An 18,862-nucleotide genomic window follows, 5' to 3' on the forward strand; every position below is an offset into this window, starting at 1 on the left:
ACGCGAGCCGCCGCGTTACGAACGCGCGCCGAGACGCGCGGCGACCATGATCGCCTTCATCTCACGCACCGCGTTGTCCCAGCCGGCGAAGATCGCGTGCGCGACGATCGCGTGGCCGATATTCAGTTCGTCGATGCCCTCGATCGCTGCGATCTGCTGGACGTTCGTATAGTGCAGGCCGTGGCCCGCATTGACCTTGATGCCGAGCGTCCTGCCGAATTCGACGGCGCGCACCACGCGCTCGAATTCGCGCTGCTGTTCGGCGGGATCGTGGGCTTCGGCGTAACGTCCGGTGTGCAGTTCGATCACCGGCGCGCCGGCTTCGTGCGCGGCGCGAATCTGCGTTTCGTCCGGATCGATGAAGAGCGACACGCGCGAGTTCGCGTCCGCGAGTTGCTTGCACGCGGCGCGTACGGCTTCGAACTGGCCGGCGACGTCGAGTCCACCTTCCGTCGTCAGCTCCTGACGTTTTTCCGGCACGAGGCACACGTCGTGAGGCTGCACTTCGCTGGCGATGTCGAGCATCTCCTGCGTGACCGCGCACTCGAGATTCATGCGCGTTTGCAGAAGCGGGCGCAGCTTGCGCACGTCGGCGTCGACGATATGCCGGCGGTCTTCACGCAGATGCAGCGTGATGACGTCCGCGCCGGCCTCTTCGGCCATCAGCGCGGCGCGGATCGGATCGGGATAGGACGTGCCGCGCGCGTTGCGCAGCGTGGCGACGTGATCGATGTTCACGCCCAGGTCAATCACATTCGGCGACGTAAGAAAGAAGCTCATAAGTTCTGCAAGTCGATCAGGATCTGGCGCGTCGCGAGCGGCGTGCCGCCAAGGTAAGTGTTGAGCAGAAAGCGCATCAGCGTTTTGCTTTGCGCCACCGTCTGCGCTCGATGGTAATCGTCCTGCTCCATGTCGAGCAAGGTTTGACCCGCGATCACCGGCCAAAGCGCGGGCAGATCGTCGGAGGCTTCGCGCACGCCGCGCTCCGGATCGAACACGTAGCGGCCATCGGCCAGCACCGCTTTGCGCGCGACCGTGCGATCCAGCGCCATCGCGTAACCGGTTTCGCGCAGCAGCACGCGCTCGAACGAACGCAGCACCTGCACGGGCGGCTCGTCGTGCGCGAGACGCGTCATCGTGACGACGTAGTGATGGAACAGTTGCGGATGCGGGTCTTCGCGCGCGCAGAACTTGACCAGCAGTTCGTTGACGTAGAAGCCGCACAACAGCGCGTCGCCGGCCAGCGGCAACATGCCGCCGACCCATTCGGCGCCGGTCAGCGTGCGCACTTCGGATTTGCCCGACCACGAGAGCGCAAGCGGCTGGAACGTCTGCAGCACGCCGCGCAGCGCGGAGTGCGGACGCTTCGCGCCCTTCGCGACGAGCGCGAGACGGCCGTGATCGCGCGACAGCACGTCGATGATCAGACTGGTCTCGCGATACGGATAGCTATGGAGAACGAACGCGGGTTGCTCCGCGATCCGGTAGTCGGACGCGGAGATGCGCGGCGCGCGGCGAGTGGGCGTTTTCCGTGGCTCGCCTTCGGCGCCTTCGGCGCCTTGAGCACTTTTGGCCGATGAAGATTTTCTGGTGCTACGCGCCGGTTTGGACGCGGGTTTGGACAAATCGCGTGCCGGCGCGGCCGGCTCCGAATCGTCCGGGTCGGTGTCGGAATTCAGCGTCATCCACGCGTCATTCGTACCCATACGCACGAAGTCCGGCTTCGTTGTCGGCCCAGCCGCTCTTGACCTTGATGAAGGTTTCCAGATACACCGGACCGTCGAACAGCTTTTCCATATCGAGGCGCGCTTCGGTGCTGATCTGTTTCAGCTTGGCACCCTTCTGCCCGATGATCATCGCCTTATGCGTGTCGCGTTCGACCATGATGGTCGCGAAAATGCGGCGCAGACGCCCTTCGGTTTCGAACTTGTCGATCAGCACGGTGCTCGTGTACGGCAACTCGTCGCCGGTCCAGCGGAACACTTTCTCGCGCAGGATTTCCGCGGCGAGGAAGCGCTCGCTGCGATCGGTCAGGTCGTCTTCGCCGTAGATCGGCGCGCCTTCCGGCAGGAACGGCTTGACGGTCGCCATCAAACGTTTGATGTCGTCCAGATTTTTCGCCGACAGCGGCACGATCTCAGCGAACTTGTGCAGCGCGCTCACCTGCTGCATGAACGGAAACAGCGAATCCTTATCCGACACGCGATCGAGCTTGTTAGCGATCAGCAGCGTGGGCACCGACGGCGGAATCAGGTCGAGCACCTTCTGATCGTCCGGGCCGAAACGGCCGGCTTCGATCACGAACAGGATCGCGTCGACCGAAGTCAGCGTGGACGTGACCGCGCGATTGAGCGAACGGTTCAGTGCGCCGCTGTGCTTGGTCTGAAAACCCGGCGTGTCGACAAAAATGTATTGCGCGTCGTCGAGCGTATGAATGCCCGTGATGCGATGGCGCGTGGTCTGCGCCTTGCGCGACGTGATACTGACTTTCTGGCCGACCAGCGCATTCATCAGCGTGGATTTGCCGACGTTGGGGCGGCCGACGATCGCGACCATGCCGCAGCGAAAACCAGTGGGAGTGGGAGTGTTCATATTCGGGCTACGGCAAGTTCGGATCGACGCGCGGGAATGGCGCGCCGATGGCAATCAATGGCCCGCGTCGGCGACGCGCGTTTGCACCGCGTCGGCTACGCCGGGTTCGTGTTCGGTGGGTGCCGCCGCCGCGCTCGGCACGGGCACGGGCACGGCGGGACCAGGCGTGGCCTCGCGGCTGCGGTGTTTGTCGACGCTGCGGACTGCGACGGTTTCTGGCTTCGCTTCCGGTTTGGATTCAGCGGGTTTGGCCTCGGCGGGTTTCGCATCCGCGGCCTTGGTGTCGAGCTTTTCGGCGGCTTTTTCCGCTGCGACTTTGTCAGCGGACTTGTCGCCCGCGTGAGCGGCCGTCTTCTCTGCTTTCTCGGCGCGCTCGGTTTTGTCCGGTCCGCTGTACTCCACATGCGCGGCCCGAATCACTGCCAACGGCGCGGCTGTCGCGGTCAACGCCGGGCGTTCGGTTGCGGGCTCCGCGGCCGCGCGCGATTCGCCACGCCCCGCTCCGCGCTCGCTCTTGCGATCCGGACTGCGCAAATCCAGCGCCGCTTGCACGCCCGTCACACCGGGCACGATCTCCAACTCGGCATGCTTCGCCGCGCGAGCGCCTTTCGAGCGCTTGGGCTTGGCGACGACAGCGGGCGCCGCGGCCATGACTTCGTCGAGTGCTTTCTTGGCCGCTGCCTGCTCCGCCGCGCGACGGCTCGCGCCGGAACCGGACACTTTCACGTCCAGCTTCGGCACCGTGCACTCGACTTCGAATTGCTGATTGTGCGCCGCACCATGCGTTGCGACGACCGTATACGTGGGCAGCGCGATCTTGTGACCTTGCAAATACTCCTGCAGCAGCGTCTTGGCATCCTTGCCGAGCGTGCGCGGATCGATGTGATCCAGAATTGGTACGTAAAGGCGCTTGATGACTGTTTGGGCGGCGTCGAAGCCACCGTCGAGGAACACGGCGCCCAGCACTGCTTCGAGCGTGTCAGCGAGAATGGAGGGCCGGCGGAAGCCGCCGCTGCGCAACTCGCCTTCGCCCAGCCGCAAACCTTCGGAAATATTCAGGGCCTGAGCAATCTCGTAGAGCGACTGCTGCTTGACCAGGTTGGCGCGGACGCGCGACAGGTCGCCTTCGTCCAATTTGCCGAAACGTTGGAACAAAAGCGCGGCCACCGCGCAATTTAGAACGGAGTCGCCAAGAAACTCGAGCCGTTCGTTATGCGTGGAACTGTGACTGCGGTGCGTTAAAGCCTGGCGCAACAATTCCGCATTGCGAAATTCGTAGCGCAGACGGCTTTCCAACGGAGATAGGGGCATGGGCAGAGTATAACGCGGGCGCCAGACCCGGCGAAAACGCGGGGCGGCCAGCGGAAAAAGCGTGGTGAAGCGACGTTACCGCGGGATCTTAAAGTAGCGTGAGAACACGCCGCGGCTCATGCGGCCTGGTGAAGGCCAACTGCGAGCGAGGCACGCGGCGTGTCGTGCAATCAACGCAAACGAACTCAGTTGAATGAGCCGATGCGCTTCAGATTGCTGAAGTTCATCCAGATAAAAAACGCGCGGCCGACGACATTCTTGTCGGGTGCGAAACCCCAGTAACGGCTGTCCGCGCTGTTATCGCGGTTGTCACCCATCATGAAGTAGTTGCCCGGCGGCACCTTGCAGATCACGCCGCGTGCGTTGTACGTGCAGTTGTCGCGATACGGATAATCTTCGGCGCCGACGATAAACGGCGGCACGGCGGGATTGTTTAGGATCGCGTTCTTGCGGCCGTCGAGATCTTCTTCGAACTGTTTCGCGTAACCCATGCGTTCGTCGTCGAGATAATCGGGCAGCGGCGTTTCCGGTACAGGCTTGCCGTTGATCGTGAGTTGCTTGTCCTGATACGCGACGGTGTCGCCCGGCAAGCCGATCACGCGCTTGATGTAGTCGACCGATTCGTCTTTCGGATAACGGAACACCACCACGTCGCCGCGTTGGAGCGGACGGCCTTCGGTGATTTTCGTGTTGGTGATCGGCAGACGGATGCCGTAATCGAATTTATTGACGAGGATGAAGTCGCCCACCAGCAGCGTCGGCACCATCGAACCCGACGGAATCTTGAACGGCTCGACCACGAACGAGCGCACCACGAACACCACCAGAATCACCGGGAAAAAACTCGCCGAATACTCGAGCCACCACGGCTGGCGCAGCTTGTCGTCACGCAGACGCGCGCGCGTTTGCGCGGCGTTTTCATCGGCGAAACGCTCGCCGATGCGTGCCTGCTGGCGGTCGAACTCGGCGACCACGGCTTCCGCCGCGCGGCGCCGTTGCGGCATGAAAACCAGTTTGTCTGCGACCCATGCGACGCCCGTCAAAATGACGAGCACAAAAAGAATCAGCGCAAAATTCATAGGGTTCCGTTGTTCGTCTTATTTGTCTTCGACACGCAAAATCGCGAGGAAAGCCTCTTGCGGAATCTCGACCGATCCCACCTGCTTCATTCGCTTCTTGCCTGCCTTTTGCTTTTCCAGCAGCTTCTTCTTACGCGAGATATCGCCGCCGTAGCATTTTGCCAGCACGTTCTTACGCAATGCTTTAATGTTCTCGCGCGCAATAATGTTCGCGCCGATGGTGGCCTGAATCGCGACGTCGTACATTTGACGCGGAATCAGTTCACGCATTTTCGCCGCCACTTCGCGGCCGCGATACTGGCTTTGCGAACGGTGCACGATGACCGACAGCGCGTCGACCTTGTCGCCGTTGATCAGCATGTCGACCTTCACGACGTCTGCCGCGCGGTATTCCTTGAACTCGTAATCCATCGACGCATAGCCGCGCGAAATCGACTTCAGACGATCGAAGAAATCGAGTACGACTTCGCCCATCGGAATTTCGTAGGTCAGTTGCACCTGACGGCCGTGATACTGCATGTTGATCTGCGTGCCGCGCTTTTGCGTGCACAGCGTGATCACCGAGCCGACATAGTCTTGCGGCATGTACAGGTTCACGGTGACGATCGGCTCGCGCACTTCTTCGATCTTCGACGGCTCCGGCATCTTGGCCGGATTCTCGACCATGATGGTCGTGCCGTCGCGCTGCAGGACTTCGTACACCACGGTCGGCGCCGTGGTGATCAGATCCATGTCGAACTCGCGCTCCAGCCGTTCCTGCACGATCTCCATGTGCAACAGACCGAGGAAGCCGCAACGGAAACCGAAACCGAGCGCCTGCGACACTTCCGGCTCGTACATCAGCGAGGCGTCGTTCAGCTTCAGCTTTTCGAGCGAATCGCGCAGCGCGTCGTACTGGTTTGCTTCGACCGGATAGAGACCGGCGAACACCTGCGGCTTCACTTCCTTGAAACCGGGCAGCGGCTCGGGCGCCGGACGGTTCACCAGCGTCACGGTGTCGCCCACTTTCGCGGCAGCCAGTTCCTTGATGCCGGCGATGATGAAACCCACCTGCCCGGCCGACAGCGATTCCAGATTCTTCGACTTGGGCGTGAACACGCCGACATGCTCGACCGGATACTGCGCGCCGGTCGCCATCATGCGGATCTTGTCCTTGGGACGCAGCGTACCGTTGACGATACGCACCAGCATCACGACGCCGACGTAGTTGTCGAACCACGAGTCGATGATCAGCGCCTGCAGCGGCGCTTCCGGATCGCCCTTGGGCGGCGGCACTTTGGCGACCAGCGCTTCGAGCACGTCTTCGACGCCGAGACCGGTTTTCGCGCTGCAATGCGTGGCGTCGGTCGCGTCGATGCCGATCACGTCTTCGATTTCGGCAATCGCGTTTTCAGGGTTCGCCGCCGGCAGATCGATCTTGTTGAGCACCGGAATCACGTCGACGCCGAGCTCGATCGCCGTATAGCAGTTGGCGACGGTTTGCGCTTCCACGCCCTGGCTCGCGTCCACGACCAGCAACGCGCCTTCACATGCGGACAGCGAGCGGCTGACTTCGTACGAGAAGTCGACGTGGCCCGGCGTGTCGATCATGTTCAGGTTGTACACCTCACCGTTACGGGCTTTGTACGTCAGTGCGGCGGTTTGTGCCTTGATGGTGATGCCGCGCTCGCGTTCGAGATCCATCGAATCGAGCACTTGAGATTCCATCTCGCGGTCGGACAGGCCGCCGCAAATCTGGATGATGCGATCGGCGAGCGTCGACTTGCCATGGTCGATGTGCGCAATGATCGAGAAGTTACGAATATGATCCATTCAGTGCCGATCAAGCAAAAAAGGCGCGCTCGGACAATAGCGGAGCACGCCTTGTAAGTAGGTGAAAAACCTATCTATTTTAGCCGAAAAGGCTATCGCCCGGCGCATCTTGCGAAGCTCGGGCGGAAAAGACGGCTCAGGAGAGGCGTGAGACTCGGTGTGAACGGCGCGGCGTCGGCGCTACGTTCGAGCTCTTGAGCAAGCTCAGAGCCTAGCCGCAACCCGTGCGGCGAGCGCGGCACGAACCCGCGCTTCGTCGAGGTGATAGTGACACAACTCGACGCCGTCGCAGACCAGAACCGGCACCAGTTCGTTATAACGGGCTTCCAGCACGGGATCGGTGTCGACGTCGATCACCTCGACCTGCGCGCCGAATTCGGCCAGCAAAGGCTCGAGCGCGGCATGCAGGTCGTCGCACAGGTGGCACCACGCGCGCCCGTAGAGCGTGAGCGGCGCCGCCTTCGTCATTTCTGCACGCTGCGTGGCCGGACCGGCACGAACTGCGTATTCTCGCCGCGGCGAACCAGCAGCGCGACCATCTTCTGCGGATCGAGGTGCGAACTCACCTCGTCGAACTGCTTCGCGCTGGTGATATCCGTATCGCCTACCCGCAGGATAATGTCGCCCTTTTGCAAGCCGACGCGCGCTGCGGGACCGTCCGCGGCGTCGATCTGCACGCCGTTGCGCAGTTTCAGCGCCTTCAGTTGGTCAGCAGGAATATCGCTGACGGCCACACCCAGCGCGTTGGTGGCGCGCTGCTTCGGCGGCTGCGGTTTCTTCTGATCCGCCTTGGCCGATTTATCCGGCTGCATTTCGGCGATCGTCACCGGCAGATCGCGCGTCTGGCCTTTGCGCCAGATCGTAATCGTCGACTTGGTGCCCGGCTTGGTGTCGCCAACCATGCGCGGCAGATCCGTTGCCGTATCGACCGAATGGCCATTGAACTTAAGGATGATGTCGCCCGGTTGCACGCCGGCCTTATCCGCCGGGCCGCCCGGTTCGACGCTGCTAACCAGCGCTCCCTGCGCCTTCGGCAGGCCAAGCGAGTCGGCCACGTCTTTGGTCACTTCGCCGATCGCTACCGCGATCCGGCCGCGCACGACCTTACCCGACGCCTTCAATTGATCGGCCACACGCATGGCCTCGTCGATCGGAATCGCGAACGAGATGCCCATGAAACCGCCCGTGCGACTGTAGATCTGCGAGTTGATGCCGATCACCTCGCCCTGCATATTGATCAGCGGACCGCCCGAATTGCCCGGATTGACAGCCACGTCGGTCTGGATAAACGGCAGGTAGTCGCCCGTATCGCGCCCCTTGGCGCTGACGATGCCGGCCGTCACCGTGTTCTCGAGACCGAACGGCGAGCCGATCGCCACGACCCATTCGCCCACGCGCACCTTATTCGAGTCGCCGATCGTGATGGTCGGCAGATTGGCGGCGCTGATTTTCACGACGGCAACGTCGGTCCGATCGTCCACGCCGATCAGCTTCGCTTTGAATTCGCGCTTGTCGGTGAGCGTGACGTAAATGGTGTCCGCGTCGTCGATGACGTGCGCGTTGGTCATCACGTAGCCGTCCGCCGACAGAATGAAACCGGAACCGACGCCGCTGTTCTGCTCGGCATCGCTGTTATCCGGCAAGTCCTGACTGCCGCCACTGCCGCCGTTGTCGCCGCCACGTGGCGAACCGGGCGCGCCAGGAGATTGCGGCGACTGCGGCAACGGAATGCCGAAGAAGCGCCGGAAAAACTCCGACATGTCGCCGTCGTCCATGCCCGGCGGCAAACCGCCGCGAGTTCCGCTGTTCGACACGCGTGTAGTCGTGCGAATGTTGACGACCGCCGGGCCGACCTTGTCAACCAGATCAGTGAAATCGGGCAGATTGGCGGCCGATGCCGCCGAAGCCGTATGCGGCACGAGCGGCAAACAAGCCGCTACCACCGCGGCCGCGAGGAATTTGCGCACCGAGAAAGTCGTCATATCGTAGCAAGCCGAGGGATTCAGGATTCGGAGGATTACTTCGGAGCTTTGTATTCTATGGCAGACGCAAATTGCTGCAATGTGGTCTGGGGCACTTCACCAAGCAGAGTAATCCAGAAGTCGCCGCGACGCTTGACGAGCACATGCGTGGCGCCGCTGCTTCCCGCGCCTTCCTTGCGCGTGTTGTTTTCAACCGGTTCGACGAACACCGAAATGGCCGCGAGGCCGTCGGAGAAAACCGCCTGGTCCACCGGAATGGTCGGCTGGCCCGGATCGCGCGCGGCCATGGGACGGCGCAGTTCACGAATCTTGCGGAAGCCCGGCACTGTCGGCGTGATCTGCCAGCCTTGCGCGGCCATGTCGACCGGCTCAACCGGCGGACGCACCACGGTCCAACCCGCCGTATTACGAATACCGTTGACGATGCCGGTTTTGTCGACCGGCACGCCGATGCGAATCTGGGAAAACGAAAGTTGCTCGAGCACCTGACCACTCGTATCGAGCGTCTGGGCGCGCAGCAGGAGGCCGGTTTTCTTGTCGGCCCACAGCTTGTAGGCAAAGCGATAGGCGTCTTTCGGATCCAGTTCGATCACCTGGCTGTCGACGCCCGCGACGCGGTCGTCGCCGAGCAGCTTAGGCTCGTAAACCGACAGCACCTGCTCGCCGCTCACGGCCAGCAGCGCAGGGAACGAGTCTTTGTTCTGACGTTTTTCGACGACGCACAAATGCCGCTCCGGCACGAACGTGTAGAGCTCGTCGTTATGACGCAGCATTTTGCGCGGCTTGCCGTCGAGGCTTTCGAGCTGCTCGAATTCGCCGTCCGAGCGGGTCGCGTAGTGCGCGATCCGCGACGTTTGAACGAAATTGCCGCGCTGATAGACGAATGCGCCCTCGTAGTTCTGCTGTTGCGCGGCCTGATGGATGCGATCCAGCAAATCCGCAGCCGTGCGACGGGCAACGATCGGATCGTCGGTTTGTGCAAAGACCCGCGGTGTAGCGGACAACAATACGGCTGCGCAGAACAGAAATGCTGGCAGCCGCCCCCAGATAGTCGTTTTATTCAACCGCGGAGTCTGCATCAAACTATTGGCCTTGCGTAGAAACAGCGGCAGCGCGAATCAGCGGCATCGAACCCGGCATGACCGGTTGTTGCGCGAATTGCTGATGAGCTTCCAGATACTGGTCGAGACTGGCGTCGCGAATGATGTTGGCGTCTTGCGCGACCGGCTGGACCGCAGCTGTCGGCGCAGGCGCCATGGCCACGCGTTGCAGTGCGTCGCCATGTTGAACCGATGCCAGCTGCGCCGCGCCCGGACCGCCCGGCACACCTTGCAGTTGCGGCACGACGATCCACGTCAGCGTGGCGGCTGCCGCCGCGACGGCAAACGCCGGCACGACGCGGCGGCGCAGCGCCAGCAAGCGACGCGCAACCGGCATGGCGGCGGGCGCCAGCACGTGCGGCTCGTTGTCGAGGCGCGCGGCAAAACCGCTCAGAAACGCGCTGCTCGCCGCCGGGCTAACCGCCAGATCGTCAGAACGCAATGCGTCGCCGATCAGGTGATAGCTCGACCAGGCGGCGCGATCCTCGCCATTCAGCCCGGAAATAAACGTGTCCAGATTCAGATGCTCTTCGCCGAACAGCTCACCGTCGACAAAAGCGGACAGACGCTCGCCGCGCGAGCTGGCTTGCGATTGCATCGAGACCGACCCCATGATGCTCCCCATCTTACAAATACCCCGTAGTGACACCACTAATCCAGATATTGCACCCGCGTCCCGTCCGACCGGCTGGTGGTTTACCAGCGCTTGCCTTCAGGTGTGTCAAGCAACGGACGCAATTTTGCCGCAATGGCTTCGCGAGCGCGGAAAATTCGTGATCTGACTGTGCCAATCGGGCAACCCATCATCTCAGCGATTTCCTCGTAGCTCAAACCTTCAATTTCACGAAGAGTAATGGCGGTGCGCAACTCTTCCGGTAAAACCGCCATCGCAGCATTGACCGTCTCAGCGATCTGCTTGCTCATCAACATCGACTCAGGCGTGTTGATATCCCTTAGTTGGTCCGCGTCCGAGAAAGTTTCAGCTTCTTCAGCATCTGCTTCGGTCGAGGTCGGCGCGCGCCGCCCTTGGGTCGCAAGGTAGTTCTTTGCTGTGTTGACGGCAATCCGGTACAACCACGTATAAAAGGCCGATTCCCCGCGAAACTGCGGCAACGCCCGGTACGCCTTGATAAAGGCGTCCTGCGCGACGTCTTCTACCTCGGCGGGGTCCCGCACGAGGCGCGAGATCAGCCGGAGAATCTTGCGGTGGTATTTGGAGACCAGTAGCTCGAACGCGGCCTTGTCGCCCTTCTGAACGCGCTCGACCAGCACCTGATCAATTTCTTTTTCGCTCACCTGATAAATCCGTTAACTATGGGGCGCATGGCGGGGCACCATTGTAGCGTCCCCATCATCCGGGTACGTTACGCCGGTAACAGCGGTTACAGTCTTTACAGTCAGGCGCCGGCGCCACGCCGGCCCAGCACGGCCAGTTCCCGGAAGATGGGCGCCGGGAGTGCGTCGGCGGCAAGTAGCAGGGTGCATGAGCGGCCCTGCTCCGGCATCAGCGCCAGCATCAGCAGACGGCCGCTCCATTGCGAACAACCGACAATGCGGCCTTGCGCCAGCAGCGCGCCGGTCCGGTTCCAGACAGACAATCCGTCCGGCCCGATTTTCAACGCGACAGGTTGCGCGCGCTCATACCGGAGCGAGCAAAGCGCAAGCCACGCCCACACGGCGAGCGTGAATGGAATAGCCTGCCACGCGCCCAGATGCAATGCGAGGCAAGCATAGACGGCCAATGTCGCCGTCAGAACGAAAATCCCTAACGCAGCCCAGATCGCGACGGAGCGTCGCAGCAAAATCCGCTGCGACGCTCCGTCGGGCTCGGCCGATTCGGGGGAAAGCGCCGGCGCAGCCGGCGCCGTCGACTGGCGCGTCACCAACTATCAGGCGTTTCAGGCGCGCTTGAAGACCAGCGTGCCGTTCGTGCCACCGAACCCGAACGAGTTCTTCAGCGCGACGTCGATCTTCATCTCCCGCGCGGTGTTAGCGCAGTAGTCCAGGTCGCAGGCCGGATCCTGGTTGAAGATGTTGATGGTCGGCGGCGACACCTGATGATGCACGGCCAGCACGGTGAACACCGACTCCAGACCGCCTGCGCCGCCCAGCAGGTGACCCGTCATCGACTTGGTCGAGTTCACGACCATGTCTTTGGCATGGTCGCCGAAAGCGCGCTTGATGCCAGTGGTTTCAGCCAGGTCGCCGAGCGGCGTGGACGTGCCGTGCGCGTTCAGGTAATTCACCTGATCCGCGTTGATGCCCGCGTTCTTCAACGCGGCCAGCATGCAGCGGCGAGCGCCGTCGCCGTCTTCCAGCGGCGCGGTCATGTGATAGGCGTCGCCGCTCATCCCATAACCGCTGACTTCGGCGTAAATCTTCGCGCCGCGAGCCTTCGCGTGTTCGTACTCTTCCAGCACCATCACGCCGGCACCTTCGCCCAGCACGAAACCGTCGCGGTCCTTGTCCCACGGACGGCTCGCGGTTGCCGGATCGTCATTGCGTTGCGACAGCGCACGTGCCGCCGCAAAGCCGCCGATACCCAGCGGCGACACGGTCGATTCCGCGCCGCCCGCGATCATCACGTCGGCGTCGCCGTATTCGATCAGGCGCGATGCCTCGCCGATACAGTGCAGGCCGGTGGTACAGGCGGTGACGATCGCCAGATTCGGACCCTTGATGCCGAACTTGATGGACAGATGGCCGGAGATCATGTTGATGATCGACGCCGGCACGAAGAACGGCGAAATACGGCGCGGGCCGCGATTGAGCAGCTCGGTTTGCGTCACTTCGATCATCGGCAAACCGCCGATGCCCGAACCGACCACCACGCCGATACGCTCCGAATTCTCGTCGGTGACTTCGAGACCGCTGTCCTGCATCGCCTGGATGCCTGCAGCCACGCCGTAATGGATGAACGTATCCATGTGGCGCGCTTCCTTACCGGGGATGTAGTCCTCGATATTGAAGCCCTTCACCTCGCCGGCGAAACGAGTCGAAAAGTTCGACGCATCGAACTTCGTGATATTGGCAATACCCGACTTGCCGGCGACCAGATTGGCCCAGCCGTCGGCAACATTATTGCCAACAGGCGAAATCAGCCCCAGGCCTGTAACAACAACACGACGGCGGCTCACGGTAACCCCTTTTTCATAGATGACAAAAGCAAAAGCCACAGCGGCCACAGGAACCTCCCCTGTGTGCCCTGTGGCTGTTTAACTCGGCAATCGCGCGAAACTCTGCGCTGTCGACATGGCTGGCTCCTGCTTGGCAAAACGCGCGGCAAAAAGCACCAACCCTGCTGGCGTCGACAACCGACACGGCAGGGCGTCATACGCCGCCAACGCAGAAACGCGGGCGCGAATGACCTTAGGCCTTGACGTTCGCGCGAGCGTAGTCGATCGCTTGCTGAACGGTGGTGATCTTCTCGGCTTCTTCATCCGGAATTTCCATGCCGAATTCGTCTTCGAGGGCCATCACGAGTTCAACGGTGTCGAGCGAGTCGGCGCCGAGGTCGTTCACAAACGAAGCTTCGTTCTTGATCTCAGCTTCTGCAACGCCCAGTTGTTCTGCGACGATCTTCTTGACGCGCTGTTCGATATTGTCCATTACCCCTCCAAGGGAAAAGAAGTTCAAAAATACAGGTGCGCGCATTTTATCAGGTTTGACCCGGCAAAAAAGCGGCGCATCGGGTTGCTGTCAAGGCATGCGCCTTTATGCATTTACAAACGCATCAAGGCGCGGATAGTAACCGAATTTGGTTACGACATGTACATCCCGCCGTTCACATGCAGCGTCGTGCCGGTGATATAGCCGGCTTGCGGCGACGCCAGAAACGCCACGGCGTGCGCGATATCTTCCGGGCTGCCGAGGCGGCCCAGCGGAATCTGTGTCTTCAGCGCCGTTTGCTGCTCTTCCGGCAGGGTTTTGGTCATGTCGGTATCGATGAAGCCCGGCGCCACGCAATTCACCGTGATGTTGCGGCTGCCGATCTCGCGCGCGAGCGCGCGCGTCATGCCCGCCACGCCCGCTTTCGCGGCGGCGTAATTGATCTGCCCAGGGTTGCCGGCCGAGCCGACCACCGACGTGATGTTGATGATGCGGCCGCCCTTCGCCTTCATCATGGGACGCAGCACGGCGCGCGACAGGCGAAATACCGACTTGAGGTTGGTATCGACCACCGCGTCCCAATCGTCGTCCTTCATGCGCATGGCGAGTTGATCCTGCGTGATGCCGGCGTTGTTCACCAGCACGTGCAGCGCGCCGAATTCCTTCACCGTGCCGTCGATCAGCGCTTCTGCCGCAGCCGCGTCGTTGACGTTGAGTACCGCACCGCGACCGTTCACGCCGGCTGCGTTAAACGCTTCGCTGATGGCGGCCGCGCCGCTTTCGCTAGTCGCCGTGCCGATCACCGTCGCGCCCTGGCGCGCCAGTTCCATGGCGATCGCGCGGCCGATGCCGCGCGAAGCGCCGGTGACGATTGCGATCTGCTTGTCGAGAGTCTTTTCCATCTGTCAGTCCGGATGCCCTTCGGAGGGCTGATTGATTCTTGATGCTTGCGTCTGATGCTGCTCTTGCAGCGCCTGCTGCCAGGCGCTCATGAGACTATGCGTTCAGCCTGCCGTTACCAGCTTGAGCGTTTCTTCGAGTGAAGCCGGATCGAAGATCGAAGCGCCAATCAGGTTGCCGTCGATACGTTTGGTCAGGCCCGCAAGGACCTTGCCCGGACCGCATTCGATCACGTGAGTGACGCCTTGAGCCGACATGGCCTGAACGCTTTCGACCCAGCGCACCGCACCGGCCGCCTGGCGCACCAGCGCGTCCTTGATCTTGACCGGCTCGTTGACCACGGCGACGTCGACGTTGTTGATGACCGGAATCGCCGGCACCTGCACCTCGACGCTCGCCAGATACTCACGCAACTGGTCGGACGCCGGCTTGAGCAGCGACGAGTGGAACGGTGCCGAGACCGGCAGCGGCAACGCGCGCTTGGCACCCTTCGCTTTCGCGACTTCGCAGGCCTTTTCAACCGCAGCCTTGTTTCCTGCGATCACGACCTGCGCCGGGGCATTAAAATTCACCGCTTCGACGACGCCCGCGACCGACGCTTCGGCGCACACCGCGCGCACTGCATCGTCGTCGAGACCGAGAATCGCGGCCATGCCGCCTTCACCGACCGGCACCGCCGTCTGCATGGCTTGCGCGCGAAAACGCACGAGCGGCACAGCGTCGCGAAACGCGATCGCGCCCGCCGCGACCAGCGCCGTGTACTCACCGAGGCTATGGCCCGCAACGATCGCCGGCTTCGGGCCGCCAGCCTGCAGCCACGCGCGATACATGGCGTAAGCGGCGGTCAGCATGACCGGTTGGGTGTTGGTGGTGAGGTTCAGATCTTCGACGGGGCCTTCGGCGATCAGCTTGCCGAGATCCTGATTGAGCGCATCGGAGGCTTCCTGAACCGTCTCACGCACGACAGCGTGATCGGCGAATGCGTTGAGCATGCCGACCGACTGCGAACCTTGCCCAGGAAAAACGAACGCAAATTTCATATCGTCCCCAAAATCGATTTAGTCAGATGTGGGTGGCGCGCCCAGTTCATGGCGAGCGCGCTCAAGCGTAGCCAAGCGCCGTGAAGAGCGCTCGCCATAACGTCGCCGCTATCAGTAGCGGATAACCGACGCGCCCCACGTGAAGCCGCCGCCGACACCTTCGATCAGCACGTTCTGGCCGCGCTTGATGCGGCCGTCGCGCACTGCGACGTCGAATGCGAGCGGAATGGACGCAGCCGACGTGTTGCCGTGCTCGCCCACCGTGACGACCATGCGTTCCTGCGGTAAACCGAGCTTGCGGCAGGTGCTTTGCATGATGCGGATATTCGCCTGATGCGGAATCAGCCAGTCGATCTGCTCAGCCGACAGATTGGCCTTCTCGAGCGCTTCGACCGCGACCTTTTCGAGCACATTGACGGCGAGCTTGAACACGGCCTGGCCGTCCATGTGCAGGAACGCGCTGCCCGCTACCACGCCGCCGTTCACGTTGCCCGGCGTGCAGAGAATGTTCGAATGACTGCCGTCGGCGTGCAATGCGCTGGCCAGCACGCCCGGTTGTTCGGAGGCCTGCAGGATCACAGCGCCCGCGCCGTCGCCGAACAGCACGCAGGTAGTGCGGTCGTTGAAGTCGAGAATGCGCGAGAAGGTTTCCGCCCCGATCACGAGCGCCGTGCGATGCTGGCCGCTGCGGATGAAACTGTCCGCTGTGGCCACCGCGTAGGCAAAACCGGAACAGACGGCCTGCACGTCGAATGCCGCGCCGTGGTTCTTGATGCCGAGCTTATTCTGCAGCAGGCACGCCGTGCTCGGAAACACGAAGTCAGGCGTGGACGTGGCGACGATGATCAGGTCGATGGACTGCGGGTCGATATCCGCGGCTTCGATCGCGCGTTGCGAAGCGATGAGCGCGAGATCGCTGGTCGTGACATCAGGGTCCGCGAAATGGCGCGCATGAATGCCCGTGCGGGCCACGATCCATTCGTCGCTGGTCTCGACACCTTGCTTGCCAAGACGCTCGGCCAGATCCTGATTGGTGACGCGGTTGGGCGGCAGATAGCTGCCGGTGCCCAGCACGCGGGAATAAATTGTCGATTGAGCCATTATGCCTTCGAGGATTGCGCAGCGTAGGGCTCGGCTGGCTGGCCTGCGATGGGGCTTGCTTGACCCGCACCGCTCGCGTCGCGCGCCGCCTGTTCAAGAGAACCCGCGTTCTCTTCCATCGCTCGCGCAAGGCGTTCCAGCACGCCGTTTTTGACGGCATCATACCCGCGTTTGATAGCCCACTCAAACCCGTAAGCATCCGCCGAACCGTGGCTTTTGATCACCAGCCCGCGCAGGCCGAGCAACGCGGCGCCATTGTATTGCCGATGATCGACGCGTTTCTTGAAGCGCATCAATACCGGCAAAGCCAGCACCGCCATCACCTTGGTGAGCCAGGAACGGCCGAACTCTTCCTTGATGATGTTGGACAGCATCTGCGCGAGGCCTTCCGACGTCTTCAGCGCGACATTGCCGACAAAACCGTCGCAGACGATGACGTCGACCGTGCCCTTGAAGATATCGTTGCCTTCAACGTTACCGTGAAAGTTAAGTGTACTCGCGCGCAGCAGTTCGCCGGCACGTTTGATGGTGTCGTTGCCCTTGATGACTTCTTCGCCGATGTTGAGCAGCCCGATGGTAGGCCGATCCTTGCCCTCGAGCGCGGACACGAGCGCATGCCCCATCTCCGCGAACTGCAGCAGATGCTGCGGCTCGCAGTCGACGTTGGCGCCCAGGTCGAGCATCATCGTGTAGCCATTGGGATTGGGCAGTGCCGACGCGATGGCCGGGCGTTCGATGCCCGACAGCGTCTTCAGCACATAGCGCGAGACCGCCATCAGCGCGCCGGTGTTGCCCGCGGAAACGCAGGCTTGCGCCTCGCCTTCCTTGACGCGGTTTAGCGCCACGCGCATGGAAGAATCTTTTTTCTTGCGCAGCGCGACTTCGACCGGATCGTCCATGGCGACGATCTCGGAAGCGGGTACGACGGTCAGCGCCGGCAGGTCCTGAGCCTTCAACTTTTTCAGCTGCGCACGAATCGCGCTTTCGATGCCGACGAGCAGCAACTCAGCATCGGGATGCGATCGAACGAAGTTGACGGCAGCGGGAACGGTCACGGACGGGCCGTGGTCGCCTCCCATGCAATCTATCGTGAGCTTTACTGTCATGGAGTGCGACGAATTTCAGACGCCCTGCATGGAATCATAGTAAGCGCGGAGGCGCCAACTGCGATCGACACAAAAAAGCGGCAAGTGAATGCCGCCTTTTTGCCGAGCCGGGAAAATGTCAAGCGAGCCGATCGCCACGCGAAACGCCACAGGGCGACACGCAGTGAAACGCGCAGTGGAACGATTAATCGTTCTTCGTCTTGACGACTTTCTTACCGCGATAGTAGCCGTTCGGGCTAACGTGGTGACGCAGATGCACTTCGCCCGTGCTCGGTTCCACGGCCAGCGGCGCTGCCGTCAGGAAATCGTGCGAACGGTGCATGCCGCGCTTCGACGGCGACTTCTTATTTTGTTGAACTGCCATGACTAACTCCTAAAAATTTTCCGAATTCTAACACAGCCCGATCCGGTCTCCGCCACTGGCCGAATGGCCAACGCGCCCGCATCGTGCTCCCTGCAACTGTTCAATGCTTCTTGTCGCCCGGCTCACCGCGCTTGAGACTCTGGAGCGCCGCAAACGGATTAGGCCGTTCGGGCTCGCCGCCCTCACCCGCTTCGTCCAGTGCGCCCTCGTCACCCTCGCCTTCAGTACCGGCCACGCCCGAGACAAGGCTCTCGTGCACTTCGGGACAGACCTCGTGCTTCGGCACGAGCGGCAAGGAAAGCAGCAACTCTTCTTCGATCAAGTCGATGAGATCGAAATGGTTCGAACCCACGATCACTTCGACTTCATCCTCGTCGAGCGGAAACTCTTCGGCTTCCGCCTCAGTGTTGACGATCCGGTAAGTTGCATCGACGTTGAATGCCTGCAAGTACGGTGTCATGCACCGCTGACATTCGAGCCAGGCGGCGCCGTGAATCGCCATCCTCAAATAAGGTTGGGGACCCTCGGTGCCGTCGTCCTGCAATTCCGGCTGCGTCGTCCCTTCGGCTTGCCAGGTGAACGCGGCATCGCGGTCTGGCGCTTCTGCCGGAACTTCGTTTAACATGCGCGGCAGTTGCGAGACGCGCACGACACCCGCGGCCTGACGCCCACTCCGCGCGAATTCGAACAGATCGATATCATGCGGGTCGGACAGACCTGCAGGGTTGCCAGGATGTTGAGTCATGTGCGCTCCTGCGTCGGCAAAGATTTCGCCGGATATAACCGCGAGGTATAACCGATTTGCGAGACAGCCCGTGAGACTCTTGTGTCTTGTGTTTACCGGCAGTGACACAGCCCTTGATCAC

Annotated in this window: 20 protein-coding genes; all 20 read right to left on the reverse strand. The window is 61.8% G+C overall.

Annotated elements, in window-relative coordinates; translation table 11 throughout:
* Positions 1–15: 15 nt before the first annotated feature.
* The 20 genes from pdxJ to BPHYT_RS14450 all read right to left on the reverse strand — a co-directional run bounded on the left by pdxJ (position 16) and on the right by BPHYT_RS14450 (position 18,741).
* Positions 16–780, reverse strand: coding sequence for a pyridoxine 5'-phosphate synthase (gene pdxJ / locus BPHYT_RS14355; RefSeq protein ID WP_012433875.1), 765 nt, complete (start codon positions 778–780; stop codon positions 16–18).
* Positions 777–1,706: a DNA repair protein RecO gene (recO, locus tag BPHYT_RS14360; protein WP_012433876.1), complete on the reverse strand. Its 930-nt coding sequence runs from the start codon at positions 1,704–1,706 to the stop codon at positions 777–779. Before recO ends, pdxJ begins: the two co-directional genes overlap by 4 nt.
* Positions 1,693–2,592: a GTPase Era gene (gene era, locus BPHYT_RS14365; protein ID WP_012433877.1), complete on the reverse strand. Its 900-nt coding sequence runs from the start codon at positions 2,590–2,592 to the stop codon at positions 1,693–1,695. Before era ends, recO begins: the two co-directional genes overlap by 14 nt.
* 54 nt (positions 2,593–2,646) lie before the next feature.
* Positions 2,647–3,903: a ribonuclease III gene (rnc, locus tag BPHYT_RS14370; RefSeq protein WP_012433878.1), complete on the reverse strand. Its 1,257-nt coding sequence runs from the start codon at positions 3,901–3,903 to the stop codon at positions 2,647–2,649.
* A gap of 185 nt (positions 3,904–4,088) precedes the next feature.
* Positions 4,089–4,982: a signal peptidase I gene (lepB, locus tag BPHYT_RS14375; RefSeq protein WP_012433879.1), complete on the reverse strand. Its 894-nt coding sequence runs from the start codon at positions 4,980–4,982 to the stop codon at positions 4,089–4,091.
* Positions 4,983–5,000: 18 nt separating this feature from the next.
* Positions 5,001–6,794, reverse strand: a complete 1,794-nt coding sequence (gene lepA / locus BPHYT_RS14380) for a translation elongation factor 4 (RefSeq protein WP_012433880.1) — start codon at positions 6,792–6,794, stop codon at positions 5,001–5,003.
* Positions 6,795–6,998: 204 nt separating this feature from the next.
* Positions 6,999–7,262: a glutaredoxin family protein gene (locus BPHYT_RS14385; RefSeq protein ID WP_012433881.1), complete on the reverse strand. Its 264-nt coding sequence runs from the start codon at positions 7,260–7,262 to the stop codon at positions 6,999–7,001.
* Positions 7,259–8,776 carry a DegQ family serine endoprotease gene (locus BPHYT_RS14390; protein ID WP_012433882.1) on the reverse strand — a complete coding sequence of 506 codons (1,518 nt, stop codon included), beginning with the start codon at positions 8,774–8,776 and terminating at the stop codon, positions 7,259–7,261. Before BPHYT_RS14390 ends, BPHYT_RS14385 begins: the two co-directional genes overlap by 4 nt.
* A 35-nt stretch (positions 8,777–8,811) precedes the next feature.
* Positions 8,812–9,855 carry a MucB/RseB C-terminal domain-containing protein gene (locus tag BPHYT_RS14395; protein WP_012433883.1) on the reverse strand — a complete coding sequence of 348 codons (1,044 nt, stop codon included), beginning with the start codon at positions 9,853–9,855 and terminating at the stop codon, positions 8,812–8,814.
* A gap of 4 nt (positions 9,856–9,859) precedes the next feature.
* Positions 9,860–10,489 carry a sigma-E factor negative regulatory protein gene (locus BPHYT_RS14400; RefSeq protein ID WP_012433884.1) on the reverse strand — a complete coding sequence of 210 codons (630 nt, stop codon included), beginning with the start codon at positions 10,487–10,489 and terminating at the stop codon, positions 9,860–9,862.
* An 83-nt stretch (positions 10,490–10,572) separates the two neighbouring features.
* Positions 10,573–11,172 (reverse strand): RNA polymerase sigma factor RpoE, encoded by a 600-nt coding sequence (gene rpoE, locus BPHYT_RS14405; RefSeq protein WP_006051939.1) that lies wholly within the window; start codon positions 11,170–11,172, stop codon positions 10,573–10,575.
* Positions 11,173–11,273: 101 nt separating this feature from the next.
* Positions 11,274–11,759: a hypothetical protein gene (locus tag BPHYT_RS14410; protein WP_012433885.1), complete on the reverse strand. Its 486-nt coding sequence runs from the start codon at positions 11,757–11,759 to the stop codon at positions 11,274–11,276.
* Between the two features lie 15 nt (positions 11,760–11,774).
* Positions 11,775–13,013 carry a beta-ketoacyl-ACP synthase II gene (gene fabF / locus BPHYT_RS14415; protein WP_041758526.1) on the reverse strand — a complete coding sequence of 413 codons (1,239 nt, stop codon included), beginning with the start codon at positions 13,011–13,013 and terminating at the stop codon, positions 11,775–11,777.
* A 232-nt stretch (positions 13,014–13,245) separates the two neighbouring features.
* The gene (gene acpP / locus BPHYT_RS14420; protein ID WP_004197638.1) at positions 13,246–13,485 is read right to left on the reverse strand and encodes an acyl carrier protein; all 240 of its coding nucleotides are present in this window, start codon (positions 13,483–13,485) and stop codon (positions 13,246–13,248) included.
* A 152-nt stretch (positions 13,486–13,637) separates the two neighbouring features.
* Entirely contained in the window at positions 13,638–14,387 is a 750-nt protein-coding gene (fabG, locus tag BPHYT_RS14425) for a 3-oxoacyl-ACP reductase FabG (RefSeq protein WP_012433887.1), read from the reverse strand.
* Between the two features lie 102 nt (positions 14,388–14,489).
* The gene (fabD, locus tag BPHYT_RS14430; protein ID WP_012433888.1) at positions 14,490–15,425 is read right to left on the reverse strand and encodes an ACP S-malonyltransferase; all 936 of its coding nucleotides are present in this window, start codon (positions 15,423–15,425) and stop codon (positions 14,490–14,492) included.
* A gap of 111 nt (positions 15,426–15,536) precedes the next feature.
* On the reverse strand, positions 15,537–16,526 hold the full coding sequence (locus BPHYT_RS14435; protein ID WP_012433889.1) for a beta-ketoacyl-ACP synthase III: 990 nt from the start codon (positions 16,524–16,526) through the stop codon (positions 15,537–15,539).
* Positions 16,526–17,632, reverse strand: a complete 1,107-nt coding sequence (gene plsX / locus BPHYT_RS14440) for a phosphate acyltransferase PlsX (RefSeq protein ID WP_012433890.1) — start codon at positions 17,630–17,632, stop codon at positions 16,526–16,528. Before plsX ends, BPHYT_RS14435 begins: the two co-directional genes overlap by 1 nt.
* 184 nt (positions 17,633–17,816) lie before the next feature.
* On the reverse strand, positions 17,817–17,996 hold the full coding sequence (rpmF, locus tag BPHYT_RS14445; protein WP_006051932.1) for a 50S ribosomal protein L32: 180 nt from the start codon (positions 17,994–17,996) through the stop codon (positions 17,817–17,819).
* A gap of 100 nt (positions 17,997–18,096) precedes the next feature.
* Entirely contained in the window at positions 18,097–18,741 is a 645-nt protein-coding gene (locus BPHYT_RS14450; protein WP_012433891.1) for a DUF177 domain-containing protein, read from the reverse strand.
* Between the last annotated feature and the right edge of the window lie 121 nt (positions 18,742–18,862).

It is taken from the genome of Paraburkholderia phytofirmans PsJN (assembly GCF_000020125.1).
GTDB lineage: Bacteria > Pseudomonadota > Gammaproteobacteria > Burkholderiales > Burkholderiaceae > Paraburkholderia > Paraburkholderia phytofirmans.